Source organism: Paraburkholderia xenovorans, from assembly GCF_046030735.1.
Taxonomy (GTDB): domain Bacteria; phylum Pseudomonadota; class Gammaproteobacteria; order Burkholderiales; family Burkholderiaceae; genus Paraburkholderia; species Paraburkholderia xenovorans_A.
This window is the reverse complement of record NZ_JAQQBV010000009.1, coordinates 145884-165394: the sequence shown is the minus strand read 5'-3', so window position 1 is coordinate 165394 and position 19511 is coordinate 145884. Positions and strand designations below refer to the sequence as shown.

Genomic DNA, 19511 nt, shown 5'->3' with positions numbered 1-19511 from the left:
GTGCGACAACGCGCCATTCCTTGAAATTGCGCCAGGCATAGACAAAATCCTTGCGCAATCGCGTGCATCGGTGAATGATCGGTCGAACGGCCCCGCCAGTATCACTGCTGGCGGGGCCGCTTGTTCCTTTGCGTCCTGACATTCACGTACCGATCATGCCCACCTCATCTTCTTCCTCCGTTGCGACCCTAGTACCCTGCCCGGTTGTCGAATCGCTCGACGCCATTCTTCCCGAAGAGCCGTTGCTGATGATGGGCGCCGGCCCCGTGCCGATTCCCGCGGCGGTCGCCAAGGCCAATACGGTGGTGATCAATCACCTCGGCAACACGATGGTGAAGGTGATCGGCCAGGTAAAGACGATGGCGCGCTATGTGTTCCAGACGAATTCGAAATGGGTGCTGGGCGTGGCAGGGCCGGGTTCAGCAGCGATGGAAATGGCGATCTCGAATCTCGCGTGGGAAGGTACGCGGGTGTTGAGCATTCGCAATGGTTTCTTCAGCGAGCGGATGGCCGAGATGGGCCGCCGCGTCGGTGCGCGGGTCAGTACGCTCGATGTCGACGACCGCTCGGTGGCGAGCCTCGAACAGGTCGCGGAAGCGATTCGCCGTGAGCGCCCCGAGATCGTGACGGTGGTGCAGGGCGAGACGTCGAACACTGTGTGGAATTACCACCTGAAGGACATCGCCGCATTGGCGAAAGCCGCGGGCGCGCTGGTGATCGTCGACGCGGTGTGTACGCTGAGCACGATGCCGCTCGAGATGGACGCGTGGGGTATCGATGCGGTGATTACCGGTGGGCAGAAGGGGTTGTCGTCGATTCCTGGGGTGTCGTTGATTGCGTTCTCCGACGCGGCCTGGGCGCGGGTGAAGGGGCGCACCGCGCCGAATGCGCATTGGTGTCTGGATGCGTCGCTCGCTGAGAATTTCTGGCACAACGCGGGGTATCACTACACGGCGCCGGTGTCGGGCGTGCTGGCTTTGCATGAGGCTTTGCGGCTGGTTTGCGCGGAGACGCTGGAGAAGCGGTTTGCGCGGCATTTGAAATGTTCGTTGGCGTTGCAGGAAGGCATTTCTGCGCTGGGTTTGAAGCTTTATACGCCGCAGGCTTGCCGGCTCAATTCGGTGGTGGGAATCGAGGCGCCGGACGGCTTGAGTCCCGGCGATATCTGCGCACACATCTCGCGTCAGCATCAGGTGGAAATTTCGGGCTCGTTCGGCTTGCCGATCGTGCGCATCGGGCAAATGGGCGAGCAGTGCCGCGAACACAATCTGTTCAGGACGCTGCATGCGCTGGGTCGTACGATGCTCGATCTGGGCGCGGCGGTGGATTTGCCGGCGGGGGTGGCGGCGTTGGAGAAGTCGTTGTCGGGTGGGGCACGGGCTGCGGTGCGGTAGCGTGTTTGCTTGAGATTCTCTGCCGGGTGACGCGGCCGGATGCGGGCGGCTTGCCGCCCGGTATCATGCGCAGCCGTGTCGCAGCTTCAGACTGTTGATTATTAAAAAATACTGACGCTGATTGAATAATAATGATCGATGATATATGGCTCTCCGTTTGCGAGGATTTTTGTGGATGGGTAGCTGTTTTAATCTGTGCAATACATCGGATAATTGATTTCGGCATCGTAATTTTTCGGGGGAATTTCCAAGGAAATACGCAGAATTTTCTTGGAAATAGATGTTTATCTCTTAAGCTGATATCAACCGCAAACGAGTAGCGAACGCACAAACCGTTCTTCATGCGCAGTCAGGCCAGATCGGCGCTGCTGTTAGTCGGTTCCATTTTATCCGGTTTTCGATCGCCTGCTTTTTTGCCGAAGACGCATTACCGTCCGTGCGGTAGTGATTTTTTGCATACACGACGGTTTGCTGGTTTGCAATTTTTCGGATTCAGGCGAATCGAATGGACTATCAGGAGTAAGCGATGGCTGAAAAAAAAGTATCGGCGTCAGAAGGCGGGAAAGACGATTCGAAGCCGGTAACGGCTAAAAAAACCTCCCGCGCGACGTCGGGAAAAGACGTCGCGGGGGGAGAAGTGAAATCAAACGTATCGACTACCGTTACTGATGTAACGACTTCAGATCTGAAAAACCGTTTTGCCGCCGGCAGTATTCCGCTGTCGACGGATTTCGGTAATCTGATCGACATTGCGGAATGCGGGCGACGCGCGGTGGGGCAGAGCCCGGATCAGACAAACAATACGATCGGGGCCGGGTTGTCGATAGCGTCTGACACCGATCCTGCCAATATGGGGAAGTTGTCGGTTAATTTAAACAGCAGCTCCGGTCTTGAAATCAAGGATGGAGCCGTGGCTGTGAAGGCAGGCAATGGCATTTATTTTGACAGTGGTGCGGTGACGGTTGAGGTACATACCGGCTACGGTCTTGACGTCGACAGTGGAGGCGTGTTCATAAATCGCGGCAATGGTCTTTACTTTGATTCTGATAACGGTGCGTTGACGGTGAAAGTGAAGTCAGCGGGCGGCATTACTGTGAGTTCTGATGGTATCAGTATCGATCCCGCTCACGTTCTTCCGAAAGGCATGATTATGATGTTTTCCAATCCTGATGGGAAAGGCATTCCCACAGGATGGGTATTATGTGACGGAACGAATGGTACTCCAAATTTGCTTAACCGATTTATCGTGGGAGGGGCTGCTAGCGATATCGGTGGCGCGAGTACGAGCACTCTAACGGGAGATAAAAGTAACAAGAATTTCACGGCGGTTACCGACTCTGGAACTCTGAATCTTTCTGGAAAAACGAAGGATGTGGCTTTAACCTTAAACCAGATGCCAGCACACGATCACAACGTGCTTTCGAAGGGGGGGAATACTAATGCTGATCCCATCTACGTGGTAAATTGGGACAATTTCAAAGAGGATGGCGGTGGGAATTATTACATGCCGATGCAAGGTGCCCATAGCGGCGATTATGCGTCGCAACTCTCAACCGAGAAAGTGGGCGGCAGTCAATCTCACGCGCACGATTTAGTTTTTAATACTGGTACACAAAACCATACCCATAATGTACCGATAACTGTGCCATATTATATTTTGGCATTCATCATGAAGACGTAATATTCACGATGGCGTGTTCTAGCAGTTGGCTCAGCGTCCCCACGGCTGATGGTCATGCCAATACAGCTTAGTAAAGCGCTTTGGCCTAAAAATCCGTTCACGCCAGCATCTTGCCAAACTCGGTTTCAGGCTCAACCCGCAGCAGGCACATTCGGCGCCCGCACACTACGCAAATACATCATCGTCGACAAAACAACCGCCGCTGCCGAGGCCGCCGCCGCAAACAGAAACACCGACCCATACCCAAACTCCCCGGCAATATACCCAGCCAGCGGCCCGGTAATCCCCAGCGAAAGATCGAGAAACACGGAATAAGCGGAAAGCGCCGCCCCACGACTCGCCGGCGGCACCAGCCCCACAGCCTCAACACCCAGAGCAGGAAACACCAGCGCAAACCCAAACCCGGTCAACGCCGCTCCTGCGAGAGCGATATGCGGCTCAGGCGCGAGCCACAGCATCAACAATCCGGCGCATTCGAACGTAAACGAAACAATCGCCACGCGAAAACCGCCATACGTCCTGATCGTATTGGCAAACAACAAACGCGCGCCGATAAACAGCGTGCCGAAAACCGTCAACGACAAAGCCGCATTCGGCCAATGCCGCGCGGCATAAAACAGCGTGATGAACGTAGCAATCGAGCCAAACCCGGCCGAACCCAGCGCCAACCCGATCCCATGCGGCAGCACGCGAGTGAACACGCTTCGATACGACATCCGCTCACCGTGCACGATCGGCACCGGCGCAATCGGACGCGCGAGATAAAAACCCAACGCCGCCAGCAGAATCACCAGAATCCCCAGCGCAGCAAACCCGACGCCATGAGCAATCGCTACCCCGAGCGGCGCACCGACCGCCAGCGCGCCATACGTCGCGATGCCGTTCCACGAAATCACCCGTGCGTTATTGCTGGTCCCGACCCGCCCGATGCCCCAAAGAATCGCGCCCGTCCCGCACAAACTTTCGCCGAAGCCCAACACCAGCCGGCTGCACACCAGCAACCCAAGGCTCAGTACCGGCCAGCGCCCGCACAACACCGCCGCCAGCAGCAAAACCCCACTCGCGCCGCAGCCCATCAAACCGATCGACACCGTGCGCTTCGGCCCAAGCGTGTCCGCCGAACGTCCGGCCAGCGGCCGCGACGCCAGCGTTGCGAGGTATTGCACGCTGATCGCCGCGCCGGCCAGCACCGCGCTGTAACCCAGATCGTCGTGGACATAGCCGGGCAGCACCGCCAGGGGGATACCGATCGTCAGGTAGCAAAGAAACGTGAAAAAGACGACCGGAATGATCTGCATGGTGGTCGCAAATTCGCTGCGGGGTGTTGCTGAGTCGGTGGACATGGGGAAAACGAGACTTGAAAACGGCGGGGAAGGTGTGATTTTCCCATGGAACCGATTCTCTTGCAGGATTCGCTTAATAAATTGTCCGATAGAAACGGGGGCAGATAATCATCGGGCGAGCCGTTTCATCCGGCAAACGGTCGCTTTCAGCACCTGATCTCAGGTCTCAAGGGTTTTTTCGATGGCTCAATATCCGCAAAAATTAACAAATATAGCCGAATCGGCCACATCAACATAAGCAGACCGCTGTCAAAACCCATCTCTTTATCGTCCCCGCAATATATCCCGCATGCGACCGTGCCTATGGGTTGGATTTATTGACGGTGATAGTTTTCGAACCATCCTCGCAGCACGTCCCCACGGACACAGAACATTCGAGAGTTAGAGACATGACCGAGCCGATTCGCTTCTACCACCGCAACGCGATCCGCGAGATCAAGGATGCGCCCGTCACCCGCACCGTTCTGCAGTATCTGCGCGAAGACGCGCATTGCACCGGCACCAAGGAAGGTTGCGCCGAAGGCGACTGCGGCGCGTGCACGGTCGTGATCGGCGAGCGCAACGCAAAGGGCGGCGTCGACTTCAAGGCGGTCAACGCGTGCATCCAGTTCGTGCCGACGCTCGACGGCAAAGCGCTCTACACCGTCGAAGATTTGCGCCAGCCGGACGGCTCGCTGCATCCGGTGCAGGAAGCCATGGTGGAATGCCACGGCTCGCAATGCGGCTTCTGCACGCCGGGTTTCGTGATGTCGATGTGGTCGCTGTACGAGAAGCACGGCCACGAACATGGCTGCGCGAACAAAACGGTGCCGTCGCGCGAAACGATCAGCAACGCGCTGACCGGCAACCTGTGCCGCTGCACCGGCTATCGTCCGATCGTCGACGCGGCCGTGCGCATGTTCGAAGCGCCCGCACCCAAGGCGCCGGTGAACCTCGACACGCTGTCGAACACGCTCGCCACGCTCGAGCGTCACGACACGTTCCACTACCAGCACGCCGGCCAGCAATTCAACGCGCCGCGCACCGTCGAAGCACTCGCGCAAATCAAGCAAGCCGCGCCCGCCACGCGCATTCTCGCGGGCAGCACGGACATCGGCCTGTGGGTCACCAAGCAGATGCGCGAACTCGGCGACATCGTCTACGTCGGCCAGATCGCCGAATTGCAGAAGCTCGAAACGAACGGCGAGTGGATCGAGATCGGCGCGGGCGTGACGGTCGAGAAGGCCTACGCGGAAATCGCGAAGCAGTATCCGGAACTGAACGAAATGTGGCAGCGCTTTGCGTCGCTGCCGATCCGCAACGCGGGCACGCTCGGCGGCAATGTCGCGAACGGTTCGCCGATCGGCGATTCGATGCCGGGCCTGATCGCGCTCGGCGCGCATGTGATCGTGCGCGGCGGCGACATCGAACGCGAGATGCCGCTCGAGGATCTGTACCTCGCGTATCAGAAGAAGGACATGGCGGAGCACGAGTTCGTCGTCGGCGTGAAGGTGCCGACGCGCACCGGCGCACGTGCGAACCTGCAATTCCGCACGTACAAGCTCTCAAAGCGTTTCGATTCGGACATCTCGGCCGTGTGCGCCGCGTTCTCGTTCATCGCCGACGGCAACCTGATTCGCGAGCCGCGCATCGCGTTCGGCGGGATGGCCGCGACCTCGAAGCGCGCGACACACGCCGAAGCCGTGCTGCGCGACGCCGAATGGCACGAAGCCACCGCGCAAGCCGCGATGCTCGCGCTCGGCACCGACTACGCGCCGCTGTCCGACATGCGCGCCACCAGCCACTACCGGCTCGAAGCGGCGAAGAACACGCTGTACCGCTTCTGGCTCGAAACGCGTCCGAACAATCCGCTGCCGAAGAGCGCGCTCGACGTGCGCGCGGTCGCCGCCGCCTGCGCGCCGGCCGGCGCGAGCGCCTGAGACGCCACGAGGATACGGAGAACCACACGATGAATCAGCAAGCCGAACCGTTCCTGAAAGACCTTCAGGCAGAAGCAGACTTCACCCAGGTCCACATTTCGCGTCCGCACGAGTCCGCGCATCTGCACGTGAGCGGCCGCGCCACTTACACCGACGACATCCCGACGCTCGCCGGTACGCTGCACGCCGCGCTTGGTTTGTCGCCGAAAGCGCACGCGAAGATCGTGTCGATGTCGCTCGCCAAAGTGCGCGCCACGCCCGGCGTGGTCGCGATCTTTACCGCGGAAGACATTCCGGGCGTCAACGACGTCGGTCCGATCATTCACGGCGACGATCCGATTCTCGCGGACGGCGTCGTGCAATACGTCGGCCAGCCGATGTTCATCGTGGTCGCGACGTCGCACGAAACGGCGCGGCTTGCCGCGCGCCGCGCGGAAGTCGTGTACGAAGAGCTGCCGGCGATTCTGACCGCGCAACAGGCGCGCGCCGCGAACCGGCATGTGTTGCCGCCGATGAAACTCGCGCGCGGCGAGGCCGGCACGAAGATCGCGCGCGCCGCGCATCGCGAAGCCGGCGAGATGCTGCTCGGCGGTCAGGAGCAGTTCTATCTGGAAGGGCAGATCTCGTACGCGGTGCCGAAGGACGACGACGGCATGCACGTCTACTGTTCGACGCAGCACCCGACCGAAATGCAGCACATGGTCGCGCATGCGTTGGGCGTGGCGTCGCATAACGTGCTGATCGAATGCCGCCGGATGGGCGGCGGCTTCGGCGGCAAGGAATCGCAATCGGGCCTGTTCGCGTGCTGCGCGGCGCTCGCCGCGTGGAAGCTGCTGTGCCCGGTCAAACTGCGTCCGGACCGCGACGACGACATGATGGTCACCGGCAAGCGCCACGACTTCCACTACACGTACGAAGTGGGCTACGACGATCGCGGCGTGATCGACGGCGTGACGGTCGACATGACGTCGCGCTGCGGTTTTTCCGCCGACCTGTCCGGTCCGGTGATGACGCGCGCGCTGTGCCATTTCGATAACGCGTACTGGCTCTCCGACGTGACGATCGACGGTTTCTGCGGCAAGACCAACACGCAGTCGAACACCGCGTTTCGCGGCTTCGGCGGTCCGCAAGGCGCGTTCGCGATCGAATACATCATGGACAACGTCGCGCGTTCGGTGGGCGTCGATGCGCTCGACGTGCGGCGTCGCAATCTGTACGGCAAGACCGAGCGCAACCAGACGCCGTACGGCCAGATCGTCGAAGACAACGTGATTCACGAGTTGATCGACGAACTCGAAGCGACCAGCGAATATCGCGCGCGGCGCGCGGCGATCAATGAGTTCAACGCGAACAACGACGTGTTGAAGAAGGGCCTCGCGCTGACGCCGGTCAAGTTCGGCATCGCGTTCAACGTGACGCACTTCAACCAGGCAGGCGCGCTCGTGCACATCTACACCGACGGCTCGGTGCTGGTGAATCACGGCGGCACCGAGATGGGCCAGGGCTTGAACACGAAGGTCGCGCAGGTGGTCGCGCATGAACTCGGCGTCGGCTTCAACCGCATCCGCGTGACAGCCACGGATACCAGCAAGATCGCCAACACGTCGGCGACCGCGGCGTCGACCGGTTCCGATCTGAACGGCAAGGCCGCGCAGGACGCCGCGCGCCAGTTGCGCGAACGTCTGTCGGCGTTCGCCGCCGAGCGTTTCGGCGACGGCAACGTGAGAGCGTCGCAAGTGCGTTTCGCGCACGACCGCGTGCTGGTCGGCGAGGTGGCCGTGCCGTTCGAGGAAGTGATCGCGAAGGCTTACGTCGCGCGGGTCCAGTTGTGGTCCGACGGTTTCTATGCGACGCCCAAGCTCTACTGGGATCAAGCGAAGCTGCAAGGCCGGCCGTTCTACTACTACTCGTACGGCGCGGCCGTGTCGGAAGTGGTGATCGACACGCTGACCGGCGAAATGCGCGTGCTGCGCGCGGACGCGTTGCACGACGTGGGCGCATCGCTGAATCCGGCGCTCGACGTCGGCCAGGTGGAAGGCGCGTTCATTCAAGGGATGGGCTGGCTCACCACCGAAGAGCTGTGGTGGAACGCAGGCGGCAAGCTGATGACGCATGCGCCGTCCACCTACAAGATTCCGACCGTCAACGATACGCCGCCTGATTTCCGCGTGCGTCTGTTCAAGAACCGCAACGCGGAGGACAGCATCCACCGCTCGAAGGCGACCGGCGAACCGCCGCTGCTGCTGCCGTTCTCGGTGTTCTTTGCGGTGCGCGACGCGGTGTCGGCCGTGGGCGATCACAAGGTCAATCCGCCGCTGAACGCGCCCGCGACCAGCGAGGAAATCCTGAAAGCGGTCGGCGCGGTTCGGGCTGCGACCGCGGCCGCGCGGCAGTCGCCGACACACGCTTAACCGTCACGGAGCGCCATCGTGCAGATTTCGAAACCCACGGGAAGGATTGCGATGAACGACCTGTCTTCCGTTCAGATCGGCCGGCGCAGCGCGGTGGCAACGCCGCGGCCGGCGCCGATGCACATCGTGCTGTTCGGCGCGGGGCACGTCGGCCATGCGCTCGTCGCGCTGCTCGGCAGTCTGCCGTGCGTCGTGCAGTGGGTCGACGAGCGCGACGAACTGTTCCCCGACGAGACGCCCGCCAACGTGCAGATCGAAGCGACCGACACGCCCGACGCGATCGTCGACACGGCGCCGCCCGGCGCGTACTTTCTCGTGATGACGCATAACCATGCGCTCGATTTTTCGCTCGCCGAGCGGATCATGCGGCGGCGCGATTTCACCTACTTCGGGATGATCGGCTCGCAGACCAAGCGCGTGAAATTCGAGCGCCGCTTGCTGCAACGTGGTGTGGATCCGGACCGGCTGGTGGAGATGACCTGCCCGATCGGCGTGACGGGAATCGTCGACAAGGCGCCGCCGGCGATCGCCGTCGCGGTGTGTGCGGAACTGTTGCAGGTGCGCTGCCGGCAGGCTGTTGCTCAGGCGGCGACGCAAAGGATTTTTGCGACTGTTTAACCGGCGCGCGCCTTTCACGGCGCTTGACGCATCGAACAGAAAACGTCAGTCCAGCGCGGCTGACGTTGCTTTTTTCGGCGCCGGTTTCGCACGCCGTACCTTCTGCGCGACGAGGCCGTCCGACACGCTCGACATCAACGTGCGCAGCCAGCCGACATCGCTCGGCCGATCCGGCTGCGGATGCCACAACTGATAACACTTGATGCGCGGAAACGGAATCGGCACCTCGACCACCGCGAGCGGCAGGATGCCTGCGTAGTGCGTCGCGAAGCGGCGCGTCGTCGTGAAGATCAGGTCCGATTGCAGCAGCGTTTGCGGCACGAGGCCGAAGTACGGCAGCGTTGCGACGATGCGCCGCTCGGCGCGCGCCCGTGCGAAGCCGATGTCGATCGCGCCGCCGCGCGCGCCGCTATACGGCGTGGGCGCGAGATGCGGCGCGGCGAGATAGGCCTCGCGGGTCAACGGTGCGCGCGTCAACGGATGATCGGCGCGCATCAGGCATACCACCGTATCGGAGAACAGATCGCTTTTTTCGAAACGCGGATCGGGCTTCGGCCAGTTGCCGATCACGAGATCCAGTTCGCCCGCGTCCAGCGCGGCGGAATGATCGAGCGTCGGGTTGAGCGAATCGATTTCCAGCCGCGCATGCGGCGCCGCTTCGCGAAACTGCGCGATCACGGTGGGCATGAAGAAGTCGTTCAGATAATCGGGCGCCGCCACGCGGAAGGTGCGGCGCGAGCGGCTCGCATCGAAATCGCCGTGCGGCGTGGCGACGAAATCGACTTCGCGCAGCACGCGTTGCGCGGACGCAAGCAGCGATTCGCCGTATTCGGTCGGCACCATGCCGGACTTGCCGCGCACGAGGATCGGATCGTTCAGCGTTTCGCGCAGTTTGCGCAGCGCGGTGCTGATGGCGGGCTGAGTCTGGTTCAGACGCAGCGCGGTTTGCGTCACGCTGCGCTCGACCAGTAGCGTGCGCAGCACGCGCACGAGCCAGATGTCGAGAGAGGCGGCGGTGTCGTCCATGGTTCGGGCTGCGTGCGATGCGGGCGGAATCGGTGCGATGAAGCGTGGTACGGAGCCGCTTGCGATGAAGGCGTCGCGAGAGCGGGGCGCGAAGGTCATAACCTTAGGCCCGATTGCCGTGTAGCGGCCATAGCAGGTGCGGTATGGCCGGCATCAGCAGCGCAGTCGGGACATGTCGCGGGGCGCTCACGCCGCGCTCTTGTACTCCTCCGGGGACGAGGCCGATGCGGCTTCGCCGCCCCTACCCGCGCTTCGCCTAAGTGCGGCTTTTCGCCAGTCCCGAAGGCAGGTTGCTGATCCGCTTCACTTCTTTCGAGTCGAGCCAGTTCGGCGTGCGTGCGCAGTACAGCACCATCGGCAGCGCGTCTTCACCCCAGAACAACTGCTTGTTCAGATAGAAGGTCGGTACGCCATACACGCCCAGCTTGATCGCGTCCGCGGTGTTGCGCTGCAACTGTGCGTCGACCTCCGCGTTTTTGATCAGCTCGGGACCGTCCGGCTGACCGACGCGTTCGCATAGCTCGGCGAACGCGGCGTCGCTCGACGGATCGCGGCCTTCGCGCCAGATGAAACGGAAAATCTCGCGCACAAATTGAATGTCGCCCTGAACCGCGGTGGCAAGCAGCAACGGCTTGATCGATTCGAACGGGTGGGCCGGCGGCATCTTGAACGGAATGCCGAGTTGCTCCGCGCGGAACAGCGCGTGCCGGTACAGGAAGGTGCGCTTGGCGGGCACGCTATAGGCCGGCGATTGGCCCCAGTGGCGATACAGGTCGTTCAGCACGACCGGCGTGAACGTGAAGTCGAAGCCCGGCCATTTTTCGTGTTGCTCGAGCAACAGGTAGGTGAACGGCGAAACGAAATCGTAAAACCACAGCGGCTGCGTGGCGTCGTTGCCAGCGTTCATATAGATCTCTCCCAGGTGCTTGATCCGGACAGTGCATCTGCTGGACCGTCGGAATTCTGATGATCTTACGCGGTGCGGCCCCGGCTTGCACCTACGGGATTCCCGTGCGACAGGGGCGTTGTGGATGTTGCGGCGTCAGGCTGTCATGGATAGGGGCGGCGGTGGGCGGGTGCGGTGGCGGTTCGGTGGGCGGGGCGGCAGCTTGGCCGGCAGCCCTCAGCCGGACGCGGTGGGTGGTCGATGCGTCGACTGCCGGGTTGTACCGGCGGCAGCCGCCGCGCGATGTTCCTACGCGTGTCGGCCGGCCGGCGGTGTACTCGGCGCGTCCGGCTCGCCGGTCCGGTTCACTTCGTCAGCCTCGGCTGCGCCGCGTTCTTCTGGCGTTTCCTCTGCAACCGTGGTTCGTCCAGCATCGGGCGGTGGCGCGTCGTTCGAGTCTGGTTCGCCGACCTCGCCGAAGCCGTCGCGCGCCTGTGTCAGACGTCGGCGTACGAAGCCGATGTGCTCGCGCAGCACGTAAAACTGGTCCGCGTACGCGAGCGGCATCTTCAGACCGTTCACCGAATCTTCGATCGCGTCGAGCCGTTCGATCAGCGACGCGCGCTCGGCCGCCGAATGCTCGCTGAGCGCGCTGCGCTCGATCGCGATCAGCGCGCCGTACCAGCGATAGATGCGCGATTTCACGCGCCACGCGTACAGCGAAGGCACGAGGCGCAGCGCCGGCACCAGCAGCACGATCAGCGGGACGACCACCACCAGCAGCCGGTCCGCGAGACTCGCGAGCCAGAACGGCAGCACCCGGTACAGAAAGCTCTTGCCCGACTTGTAGTAGCGCGCGGCGTCGTCGCTGATCGGGAAACTGTGTGCGTGCGGCGCGGGGAATTCGCCGGCGCGCTGCAGCATGTTCGCTTTGCCATGCACTTCGCGGGCGGCTTCGATCAGCAGATCCGATAGCGCGGGATGCAGCGAGTCGCGCGCCACCAGTTCGACGGTCGGCGCCACCAGCTGGAACGGCGCCGACGGCAGGTTCTTGCCGAGGTCGAAAGCACCCATCGGCACGCTGAGTTGCGTCAGATACGGGAAACGGCGCGTGTACGCATCGGCCTGGGTGAAGTCGTAGAACTGCACGTTCGGTGTGCGGTAAAGCTTGCCCATCACCGCCGGTTGTGCGGAGTCGCCCGCGAGAAAGGCCGCGTCGACCTTGCCGGAGACGAGCGCCTGTGCGGCGTCGTCGCCCGATAGCGGCAGCAGTCGGGTCGCGCCGCCTGGCTCGATACCGTTCGCCTTCAACAGCGCGAGCGCCAGTTCGCGCGTGCCGCTGCCTTCTGCGCCGACCGCGAGCCGCTGGCCCTTGAACTCGGAGAGCCGCGTGACCGTCGGCCCGTGATAGAAGATCGCGAGCGGCACGTACGCGACGCTGCCGAGCGACACCAGATCGTCGTTCGAGCCGTGCGTGAGGCCGTCCTGCACGAAGCCGACATCGACGTTCGAGTGCGGGTCCGAGAGCCGTTTGAGGTTTTCCACCGAGCCTTCGGAGGACAACACGTTCAGCGTGATGCGGTTGCGCGCGAGGATCGCCTTGTACTTTTGCGCGGCGTTCCAGAAGGTGCTGCCCGTGGGGCCGGCGCTGATAGTGAGGGTGCTCGGCGGCGCGGGCTGGATCAGGCGCACGGCGACCCAGATCGCCGCGGCGGCGATCAGCAGGATCGGACCGAACGAGACCGCCAGATCGCGCCAGGAGATCGCCACGAAACGGGCGACGAGGCGAGGAGGGCGTTTGCGGCCGGTGGCTGGCTTCATCGGATGACGGGACGGCTCTACGGTCGAAAGTGAATGGAAGCGATGCGGCGCGCAAGCGGCCTCGCGTGGACGGCCACGTTGCTGCGCGCGCCATGCCTGGCTTGCCGCCGGGCATGCGGCGCGGCTGCGGACGTCGCGCCGATGGTACCTGAGATTCGCGCGATGGCGGCACGCGCGGCGGCGTGTGGCGGCGAGAAACGCGTAACAAAACGTGAACTGCGCGTGAACTGCGCGTGAACTGCGCGTGAACCGCCCGTGACCCGCGCATGAAAAGGACGTGACTCGCGCGTGAACAAAGCATGACCCCGCGCATGGCCCGGCTATGAAATCACCGGTGAGCCGAACCCCACCCGCCGCATGCCTCACGCATGCCTCGTCGCGCGCGGATGATCAAACCCTTTGCGATTCTGGCGCGGCTAGATTAAATTGTGCATCGCTGCCGCGATTAGACGTTTCGCGCGGCGCGACCCGGCACGACAGACAAGAACCGGGCGCGCCGACGGACTTCGCGGCTTGCCGGCTTCCGCGCCGCGTTGCATGCCTGCCATCGCATGCGGCAACGGCCGCCGGCTCCTTTCGCCTCTCGCACTCCGTGTTGCACGTCATGGTCGGTCATCGCCGACGCGTATTGTCGCGTCCGCGCCGGCCGCAGGTAGTCGTAACGAAGCCGCTTGGTAGATGCGGTCCAATGTGAAGCAAAGGAGAAGATATGAAATCGGTCGGTTTTCTGAAGACGCTGGGCTCGGTGGTCGCGATGGTGGTGGCATGCAATGTCTACGCTCAGGCGAGCGATGCGCCGGCAACGGGCACGACGGCAGCGCCGGCGGCCAGCGCCAAGGCAACCAAAAAGGCCAACGGTCAACTGGGCCGCAAAGTGCGCGCCGCGCTGGCCAAGGCGCAAGGCATCGACGTGTCGAACATCGCCGTGCGCGCACGTGGCGGCGCGGTAACGCTGACGGGTTCGGTGCCCGACCAGGGCCAGATCGACGCAGCAGGCGAAGCCGCGAAGGGCGTCGCAGGCGTGACGTCGGTGTCGAACAAGCTGAGCGTGCAGCAGCAGTAAGCCGCGCGGCAAATCGGATCGGCTGGCCGGGCGGCGCCCGGCGCCGTTCCGACGTGTGCTGATGCAAGGGCTCCGGCAATCCGCCGGAGCTTTTTTTTCGCTTTATTTTCCGCAGCGCAATATTTTTAAACGGCGATGATGGTTCCAGACGGCCCGGCGCGCCAACTCGGGTGCCGCAGCGACCGTCCGTGCGCTATGACACACAAACGAAATAGCGCGAAGCGTACTGTGATAAGTAGGAACCGGAGCAACGCTATGGAAACCACGCCTTTGCGCTATACCGATCTGCCGATCGGCGATCGGGCCGCCTTCGAACTGGTTTGCGCGCGGCATGGTTTCGCGCCGGCGCATTTTGTCATCAGCGCGTGTCCGGACCCGGACGATGCGGCGCACGAGCGCCTCGTCACCGTGCGGCGCGGCGGCTGGGCGCAGTCGTATCGGGACAGTCAAGGCCGTTGGGTCAGACAGTTCGAGACCGATCTGACCTGCCGCTTCTTCAAATAGCCGTTCGCTCCCTGCGGGCGGTTTGCAGTCAGGTTTGCAGTTCAGGGTTGCGGTTCAGACCGTCCTCAGGCCAGCACGAGTCTTACGCCGACCAGCGTGAGCGTCGCCGCCAGCACGTTGCGCAGCAGCGCATCCGGCGCGCGTGAGGACAGATAGCTGCCGATCGCGATGCCCGGCAGCGAACCCACCAGCAGCGACAACAGCATCGACCAGTCGATCGAACCCAGCAGCCAGTGCCCGGCGCCGGCGAGCAGCGTGAGCGGCACCGCATGAGCGATGTCGGAGCCGACGATACGCGTGGTGGGCAACAGCGGATACAGCAGCAACAGTACCGTCACGCCGATCGCGCCCGCGCCCACGGAGGTCAGCGACACCAGCACGCCGAGTATCGCGCCGGTCAGAATGGTGAGCGCCAGCGTGCGCCCCTGGCTCGTCGGGCGCCGACGCCGCGCGCCGAGCGCCGCGAGTTGCGGGCGAAACACCAGCGCCACCGCGGTCACCAGCAGCGCCGCGCCGAGCACCACCTGGATCAGGCGGCTCGCGCCCGGCGTATCCATCCCATAGCGATGCAGCAGGATCAGCGTGATGGTCGCGGCCGGTACGCTGCCGGCCGCGAGCCGCAGCGTGATACCCCAGTCGACCGAACCCTTCAGGCCGTGAACCAGCGTGCCGGTTGCCTTGGTGGCGGCCGCGTAGAGCAGGTCGGTGCCGACCGCGGTGGCCGGGTGCACGTTGAACAGCAGCACCAGGATCGGCGTCATCAGCGAGCCGCCGCCGACGCCCGTCAGTCCGACCAGAAAACCGACGAACAGGCCGGAGACGGAATACAGCAGTTCGATGTGGGGAAGAGCCATTGATGAGACCGCTGACGGCCGGTGGATTCTGGATGAGGTTGAACGCCGACGCGCGGAAGCCCGTCGAGATCACGTGAATCGTGATCATCGCGAGACGTGCGGGACGCGGCGCGGTGCGGCGAAAGCCGCTATTGTCGCAAAACTGACGTGATTGCGTGGGCGGTGTGGGCAGCGACGCTTTCTCGCGGTGGCTCACACGCGCGAGACCGTTGCGTCGCGGATACGCGTCGGCGAGCAGCACACTTAGCTCGCCAACAGCAATCGATCAAAGCGCGCGGCGAATCTCGACCGCGCCGAATGCCGCGAGCGTGAGCCCGACCACCCGGTCGATCGCAACGCGAAGCTTGCTGCCGATCGCATGGCGCGCGAGCGACACGACCGTCACGAGGAAACACCACCACGCGATCGAGCCGCAGAACACGCCGCTCACGGTGATCAACGCGACACTCGACGAAAACGCGCCGCGCGGCGCCAGCGTCGTGAACAGCGCAGCGAACATGATGACGGTTTGCGGATTGGTCAGCGTTAGCAGCAATGAACTCGCGTAGGCACGCAACGCGCCGGAGCGGCCGACCTGGGCGAGCTTTGCGTCGGAGTCGGAGTCGGCGTTACCCGTCGCTGCGTCGGCAGGGGCTTTCTGCAGCAGCGTGCGCACGCCCAGATAGAGCAGGAACAAACCGGCGAGCAGATGCAAGGGCCGATCATAGGCAAGCATGAATTGCGAAATGCCGACGAGTCCAAGCGCCGCGATCAGTCCATACGCCGCATCGCCGCTCGCGATCCCGAAGCCGATCGCGAGCCCGGCGCGTGGGCCGCCGGTCAGCGTGCGACGGATGCACAGCATGCCCATCGGGCCGACCGGTGCGGCGATCGCGAGGCCGACGCCCGCGGCGGTGAAGAAGAGGCTGGTAGTGGACATGTGCTGTTCCGGGTCCTGGTGGAGTGTTCTGTCTTGTGCTGCGCCGGATGCTCCATCGGCCTTTTTACCTGAGCGTGCCGCGCGCCCCTCAGCATAACGAGCCGCACAATTCCCGACAAGGCGAGACGCAGGATGCTCGCGCCGGCGGAGCCGCGACGTGGTGCCGATCGGCAGTCTCGACATACCTGCGTAGCGAGCCGAACGGGTGAGCTTTGGAGTTTGCGTTGGACGGGAGGGAAATACCGATGCCGGCGATCGGCGTGTGGGAGGTCGTGCTGGAGGATATGTCGAAGTAATGCGGTGCTTCGGTGGCGACCCGCCGGAGTGGCCAGCGGGTCTTTTCATGCGTGGCCGGATCAGTGCTTCTTTTGCGTCGAGGACGTGCTCGGCGCAACACGAATCGGCGGCGCGCCGGACGGCGAAGTAGCCGGCTGCGGCTTCTTCGCCTGCTTCGGTTTCTTCACTTCGCGGTTACTGCGCATTTGACCTTTTGCCATGATGGACTCCCAATTGGCGCCTTCTTTTCGCTCCGCCAGGGAGCTGTGCCGGTAGTGTGCGCTGCTTTTGGTTTTCATGCAGGTGTTTTCATGCCTGCTTTCCGTCATGGTTACTTGTCGTTGTCTGGCGCTGCCTGGCTAGTCTTCCGCTGCGTCGTAGCTATACGCGGTCAGATGAGCGACCGCTTCGGCGGGTGCGCGCTTGCCGCGCTCGAAGTACTCCACCGTATAGTCGACGAACGAACGTGTTTTGGGCGGCACGTATTGCCGCCTGCGATACACGACGGAGATATTCCCATCCGGATCGTCGAAGCGGTAGTCTTTCATCACCCTGTTAAGCGTGCCGGCCGTGAGATCGTCGGCGACCAGCTGTGATGGCAGGATTGCGATGCCCATTCCGGCCAGCGCCGCCTGCCGCACCATCAATGCACTGTTGACCGTATAGACCGGGCGCAATTTGACCAGTTGCGACTGCCCTAAAGAGTCGATGAATTTCCACGCGCCGTCCTGTTCTGCGTCGGGCAGCGCGACAAATGAATGCGATGCAAGCTCGTCGGGCGTGAGTGGTTCCTCCCACCGGTTGAGATACCCTGGCGACGCGCACAACGCGAGCGCATTACTGCCGATCGGACGATGAACCAGGTCCTCGCGCGCAGCCGGCGCCGACGTGACGATCCCGACGTCGTAGCGATCCTCATAGCCGTCGTTGACCACATCGACATAGCTTTCCGCCAGGGTCAGGCGCACTTTGACTTTCGGATAGCGGCGCCGGTATCCGTCGAATAGCGGCGTGAGTGTGGGCAGCGACAATGAGGCTGTCGCGACGATGCTCAACGTACCCGTCGGCTCCTGTTCGCTCTGCACGAGCGTTTTCTCGAGTTGATCGAATTCTTCGAGCACGCCCCGGCATCCCTCGAGGTAGCGCTTACCCGCATCGGTTAGCGCGACGTTGCGCGTGGTGCGGTTGATGAGCCGCGTTTGCAGACGTGCTTCCAGCATTGCGATCGATCGGGTGACAAGGGCGTTCGACACGGCGAGCTGCTGTGCCGCGCGGCGAAAGCTTCGAGTTTCGGCGACGGTAATGAAAACACGCATTGCGTGAATCTGATTCATGGTCTTCCTCGCGGAGGGCGCGCTGATTCATTAGGGAGCGTCTTTCGGCTCATCCGGTCGTACCAGAAACGCTTGATACGAATTGTAAAAAATAATATTCAGTTAAATTTAATATATCAATGATTCGTATGACGAATTAACATTTTTCGCGAGATGACGATACCTATAATATTAATTTTGTGAATGACATCGTGGACCTTATTGGGTGCCACATTGATCCTCTGTTGGGCTGAGTAAACGCTAGTCGAGTTTGTTTCATGCGAATTGAGTTCTGCGACCCAATGCCGCCTCGAAAAACTACGGAATTTGATGTTTATTTTTAATAATTGACAGGAATCCTGACGGTTATCGCAGGGCCATGACGAGCTTTCGCCTGGAAGGGTGGTTCAGTGCATCGTGGCAGGGCGGCTCGACGAAATATCTGGAGCAGGTGTCATCGATTCGGAGTGGGGCCGTTGAAGGTTTGCTCGAGCTTGCGTGTGCCGCTGCCCGGCTCGCCGTTGACGCCGCGTTTGCGGGTTGACGCGACGCCGGGATCAGGTGTTGACACGCGAGCGTTCGCACCGACCGAGCCGTTTTCAGCCAACGCGCGCGCGGCAAAACCCGTCGCAATGTACTGGGTGAGCGCTGTGCCGCCGGTCATGCCGGCTTCCGATGCCGCGACCGGCGACCCGCCACTCGACTGGTCGGAAAAGCTGGCTAGCACCGAGTAGGTATCGCGTGCGTCGGTTCCCCCCGTCTCACTGTTGTTGCCGGTGGTCGCAACAAATGCCTTGCACGAGTCCGACTTGCAAGCGGCCTGCGTTGTCTGATCCGACGCGCTGGCAGTATTCGGAAGCAGTGGTAGCCAGATGGACTCCCGCCGGCGATAACCCAGCGTCATGCCGAGGTTGCCGGTCGGCTCTTGTGACACGTCGAAGGCGATAACGGTGTGAGTGTCGAAAATGAGCGTATTGGCTCGTGGCGCATTCGAACAGGATACTGTGCACGCGGCAACGCCGACGCTCGCTGCAATTATTTTCAATAGCGGGTAGCGCATGAATATCCCTTATCAGGTTGGTCGTCGATCATTCTCTTTGCTTCCAGAAGCTGCGCTTCGGTTTGCACCAGAAACACGATCCGGCAATCGAATGGAATGCGCACATAGCTGTCGTCGAAATATCCGATGCCGGATTCCGTGCCGACAAGAATGCCCAGTGAGCGCAGGCGCGTCGCCACGGGACCCGCTTCGTCGCCGGACGGACTTCGTATGTCCAGATGCGTAAAGCCCAACCATCGCGTCTCTGTTTTTCCGTCGTCGAAATACGTGGTGGTGACCACGCATCCTGTGCAACACGACACGAGCGCCCAGGTGGCCGCAAGTTTTCTGAGCCGCTGCGTTCCTGACAAACTGACCATGAGCTTCTCCGGCCTGTCGCATCTACGAGCTGGCTACGGCATATGCCCGCCGTCGGCGTCGACG

17 protein-coding genes are annotated in these 19511 nt (G+C 62.3%); 7 read left to right on the top strand and 10 right to left on the bottom strand.

What is annotated here, in order from left to right; genetic code table 11:
* Nucleotides 1-155 precede the first annotated feature (155 nt).
* Both PQQ51_RS11390 and PQQ51_RS11385 read left to right on the top strand, forming a co-directional pair.
* Nucleotides 156-1394, top strand: coding sequence for a pyridoxal-phosphate-dependent aminotransferase family protein (locus PQQ51_RS11390; RefSeq protein ID WP_408496875.1), 1239 nt, complete (start codon nucleotides 156-158; stop codon nucleotides 1392-1394).
* 526 nt (nucleotides 1395-1920) lie between these two features.
* Nucleotides 1921-3075: a hypothetical protein gene (locus tag PQQ51_RS11385; protein ID WP_408496874.1), complete on the top strand. Its 1155-nt coding sequence runs from the start codon at nucleotides 1921-1923 to the stop codon at nucleotides 3073-3075.
* Between the two features lie 131 nt (nucleotides 3076-3206).
* Here the strand turns inward: PQQ51_RS11385 and PQQ51_RS11380 are convergent, their stop codons facing one another.
* A complete protein-coding gene (locus tag PQQ51_RS11380; RefSeq protein WP_408496873.1) occupies nucleotides 3207-4418 on the bottom strand; it encodes an MFS transporter in 1212 nt (403 codons plus the stop codon).
* Between the two features lie 389 nt (nucleotides 4419-4807).
* On the opposite strand from PQQ51_RS11380, the gene xdhA reads away from it, so the two are divergent.
* From xdhA to xdhC, 3 genes are read left to right on the top strand one after another with little or no spacing between them, the layout of a single operon-like run.
* Nucleotides 4808-6337, top strand: coding sequence for a xanthine dehydrogenase small subunit (xdhA, locus tag PQQ51_RS11375; RefSeq protein WP_408496872.1), 1530 nt, complete (start codon nucleotides 4808-4810; stop codon nucleotides 6335-6337).
* 29 nt (nucleotides 6338-6366) lie between these two features.
* The gene (xdhB, locus tag PQQ51_RS11370; protein WP_408496871.1) at nucleotides 6367-8748 is read left to right on the top strand and encodes a xanthine dehydrogenase molybdopterin binding subunit; all 2382 of its coding nucleotides are present in this window, start codon (nucleotides 6367-6369) and stop codon (nucleotides 8746-8748) included.
* Nucleotides 8749-8799: 51 nt separating this feature from the next.
* Nucleotides 8800-9366 (top strand): xanthine dehydrogenase accessory protein XdhC, encoded by a 567-nt coding sequence (gene xdhC, locus PQQ51_RS11365; RefSeq protein WP_408496870.1) that lies wholly within the window; start codon nucleotides 8800-8802, stop codon nucleotides 9364-9366.
* 45 nt (nucleotides 9367-9411) lie between these two features.
* Here xdhC and PQQ51_RS11360 read toward each other — a convergent pair whose 3' ends face one another.
* The 3 genes from PQQ51_RS11360 to PQQ51_RS11350 all read right to left on the bottom strand — a co-directional run bounded on the left by PQQ51_RS11360 (nucleotide 9412) and on the right by PQQ51_RS11350 (nucleotide 13099).
* Entirely contained in the window at nucleotides 9412-10392 is a 981-nt protein-coding gene (locus PQQ51_RS11360; RefSeq protein WP_408496869.1) for a LysR substrate-binding domain-containing protein, read from the bottom strand.
* Nucleotides 10393-10648: 256 nt separating this feature from the next.
* The gene (locus tag PQQ51_RS11355) at nucleotides 10649-11299 is read right to left on the bottom strand and encodes a 2-hydroxychromene-2-carboxylate isomerase (RefSeq protein ID WP_408496868.1); all 651 of its coding nucleotides are present in this window, start codon (nucleotides 11297-11299) and stop codon (nucleotides 10649-10651) included.
* 288 nt (nucleotides 11300-11587) lie between these two features.
* Entirely contained in the window at nucleotides 11588-13099 is a 1512-nt protein-coding gene (locus PQQ51_RS11350; RefSeq protein WP_408496867.1) for a TAXI family TRAP transporter solute-binding subunit, read from the bottom strand.
* Between the two features lie 709 nt (nucleotides 13100-13808).
* Between PQQ51_RS11350 and PQQ51_RS11345 the strand changes: the two genes are divergently transcribed.
* Both PQQ51_RS11345 and PQQ51_RS11340 read left to right on the top strand, forming a co-directional pair.
* Nucleotides 13809-14162, top strand: coding sequence for a BON domain-containing protein (locus tag PQQ51_RS11345; RefSeq protein ID WP_408496866.1), 354 nt, complete (start codon nucleotides 13809-13811; stop codon nucleotides 14160-14162).
* Between the two features lie 255 nt (nucleotides 14163-14417).
* Nucleotides 14418-14666 carry a hypothetical protein gene (locus PQQ51_RS11340; RefSeq protein WP_408496865.1) on the top strand — a complete coding sequence of 83 codons (249 nt, stop codon included), beginning with the start codon at nucleotides 14418-14420 and terminating at the stop codon, nucleotides 14664-14666.
* A gap of 65 nt (nucleotides 14667-14731) precedes the next feature.
* On the opposite strand, the gene PQQ51_RS11335 is transcribed toward PQQ51_RS11340, so the two are convergent.
* The 6 genes from PQQ51_RS11335 to PQQ51_RS11310 all read right to left on the bottom strand — a co-directional run bounded on the left by PQQ51_RS11335 (nucleotide 14732) and on the right by PQQ51_RS11310 (nucleotide 19369).
* Nucleotides 14732-15520: a sulfite exporter TauE/SafE family protein gene (locus PQQ51_RS11335; protein WP_408496864.1), complete on the bottom strand. Its 789-nt coding sequence runs from the start codon at nucleotides 15518-15520 to the stop codon at nucleotides 14732-14734.
* A gap of 265 nt (nucleotides 15521-15785) precedes the next feature.
* Complete coding sequence (locus PQQ51_RS11330) at nucleotides 15786-16439, bottom strand: LysE family translocator (protein WP_408496863.1); 654 nt, start codon at nucleotides 16437-16439, stop codon at nucleotides 15786-15788.
* Nucleotides 16440-16795: 356 nt separating this feature from the next.
* Nucleotides 16796-17014 (bottom strand): hypothetical protein, encoded by a 219-nt coding sequence (locus PQQ51_RS11325; protein WP_408496862.1) that lies wholly within the window; start codon nucleotides 17012-17014, stop codon nucleotides 16796-16798.
* Between the two features lie 60 nt (nucleotides 17015-17074).
* Complete coding sequence (locus PQQ51_RS11320) at nucleotides 17075-18049, bottom strand: LysR family transcriptional regulator (RefSeq protein ID WP_408496861.1); 975 nt, start codon at nucleotides 18047-18049, stop codon at nucleotides 17075-17077.
* Nucleotides 18050-18482: 433 nt separating this feature from the next.
* Entirely contained in the window at nucleotides 18483-19088 is a 606-nt protein-coding gene (locus PQQ51_RS11315) for a hypothetical protein (RefSeq protein ID WP_408496860.1), read from the bottom strand.
* Nucleotides 19070-19369, bottom strand: a complete 300-nt coding sequence (locus PQQ51_RS11310) for a hypothetical protein (RefSeq protein ID WP_408496859.1) — start codon at nucleotides 19367-19369, stop codon at nucleotides 19070-19072. The genes PQQ51_RS11315 and PQQ51_RS11310 overlap by 19 nt, the downstream gene beginning before the upstream one ends.
* Nucleotides 19370-19511: the final 142 nt, after the last annotated feature.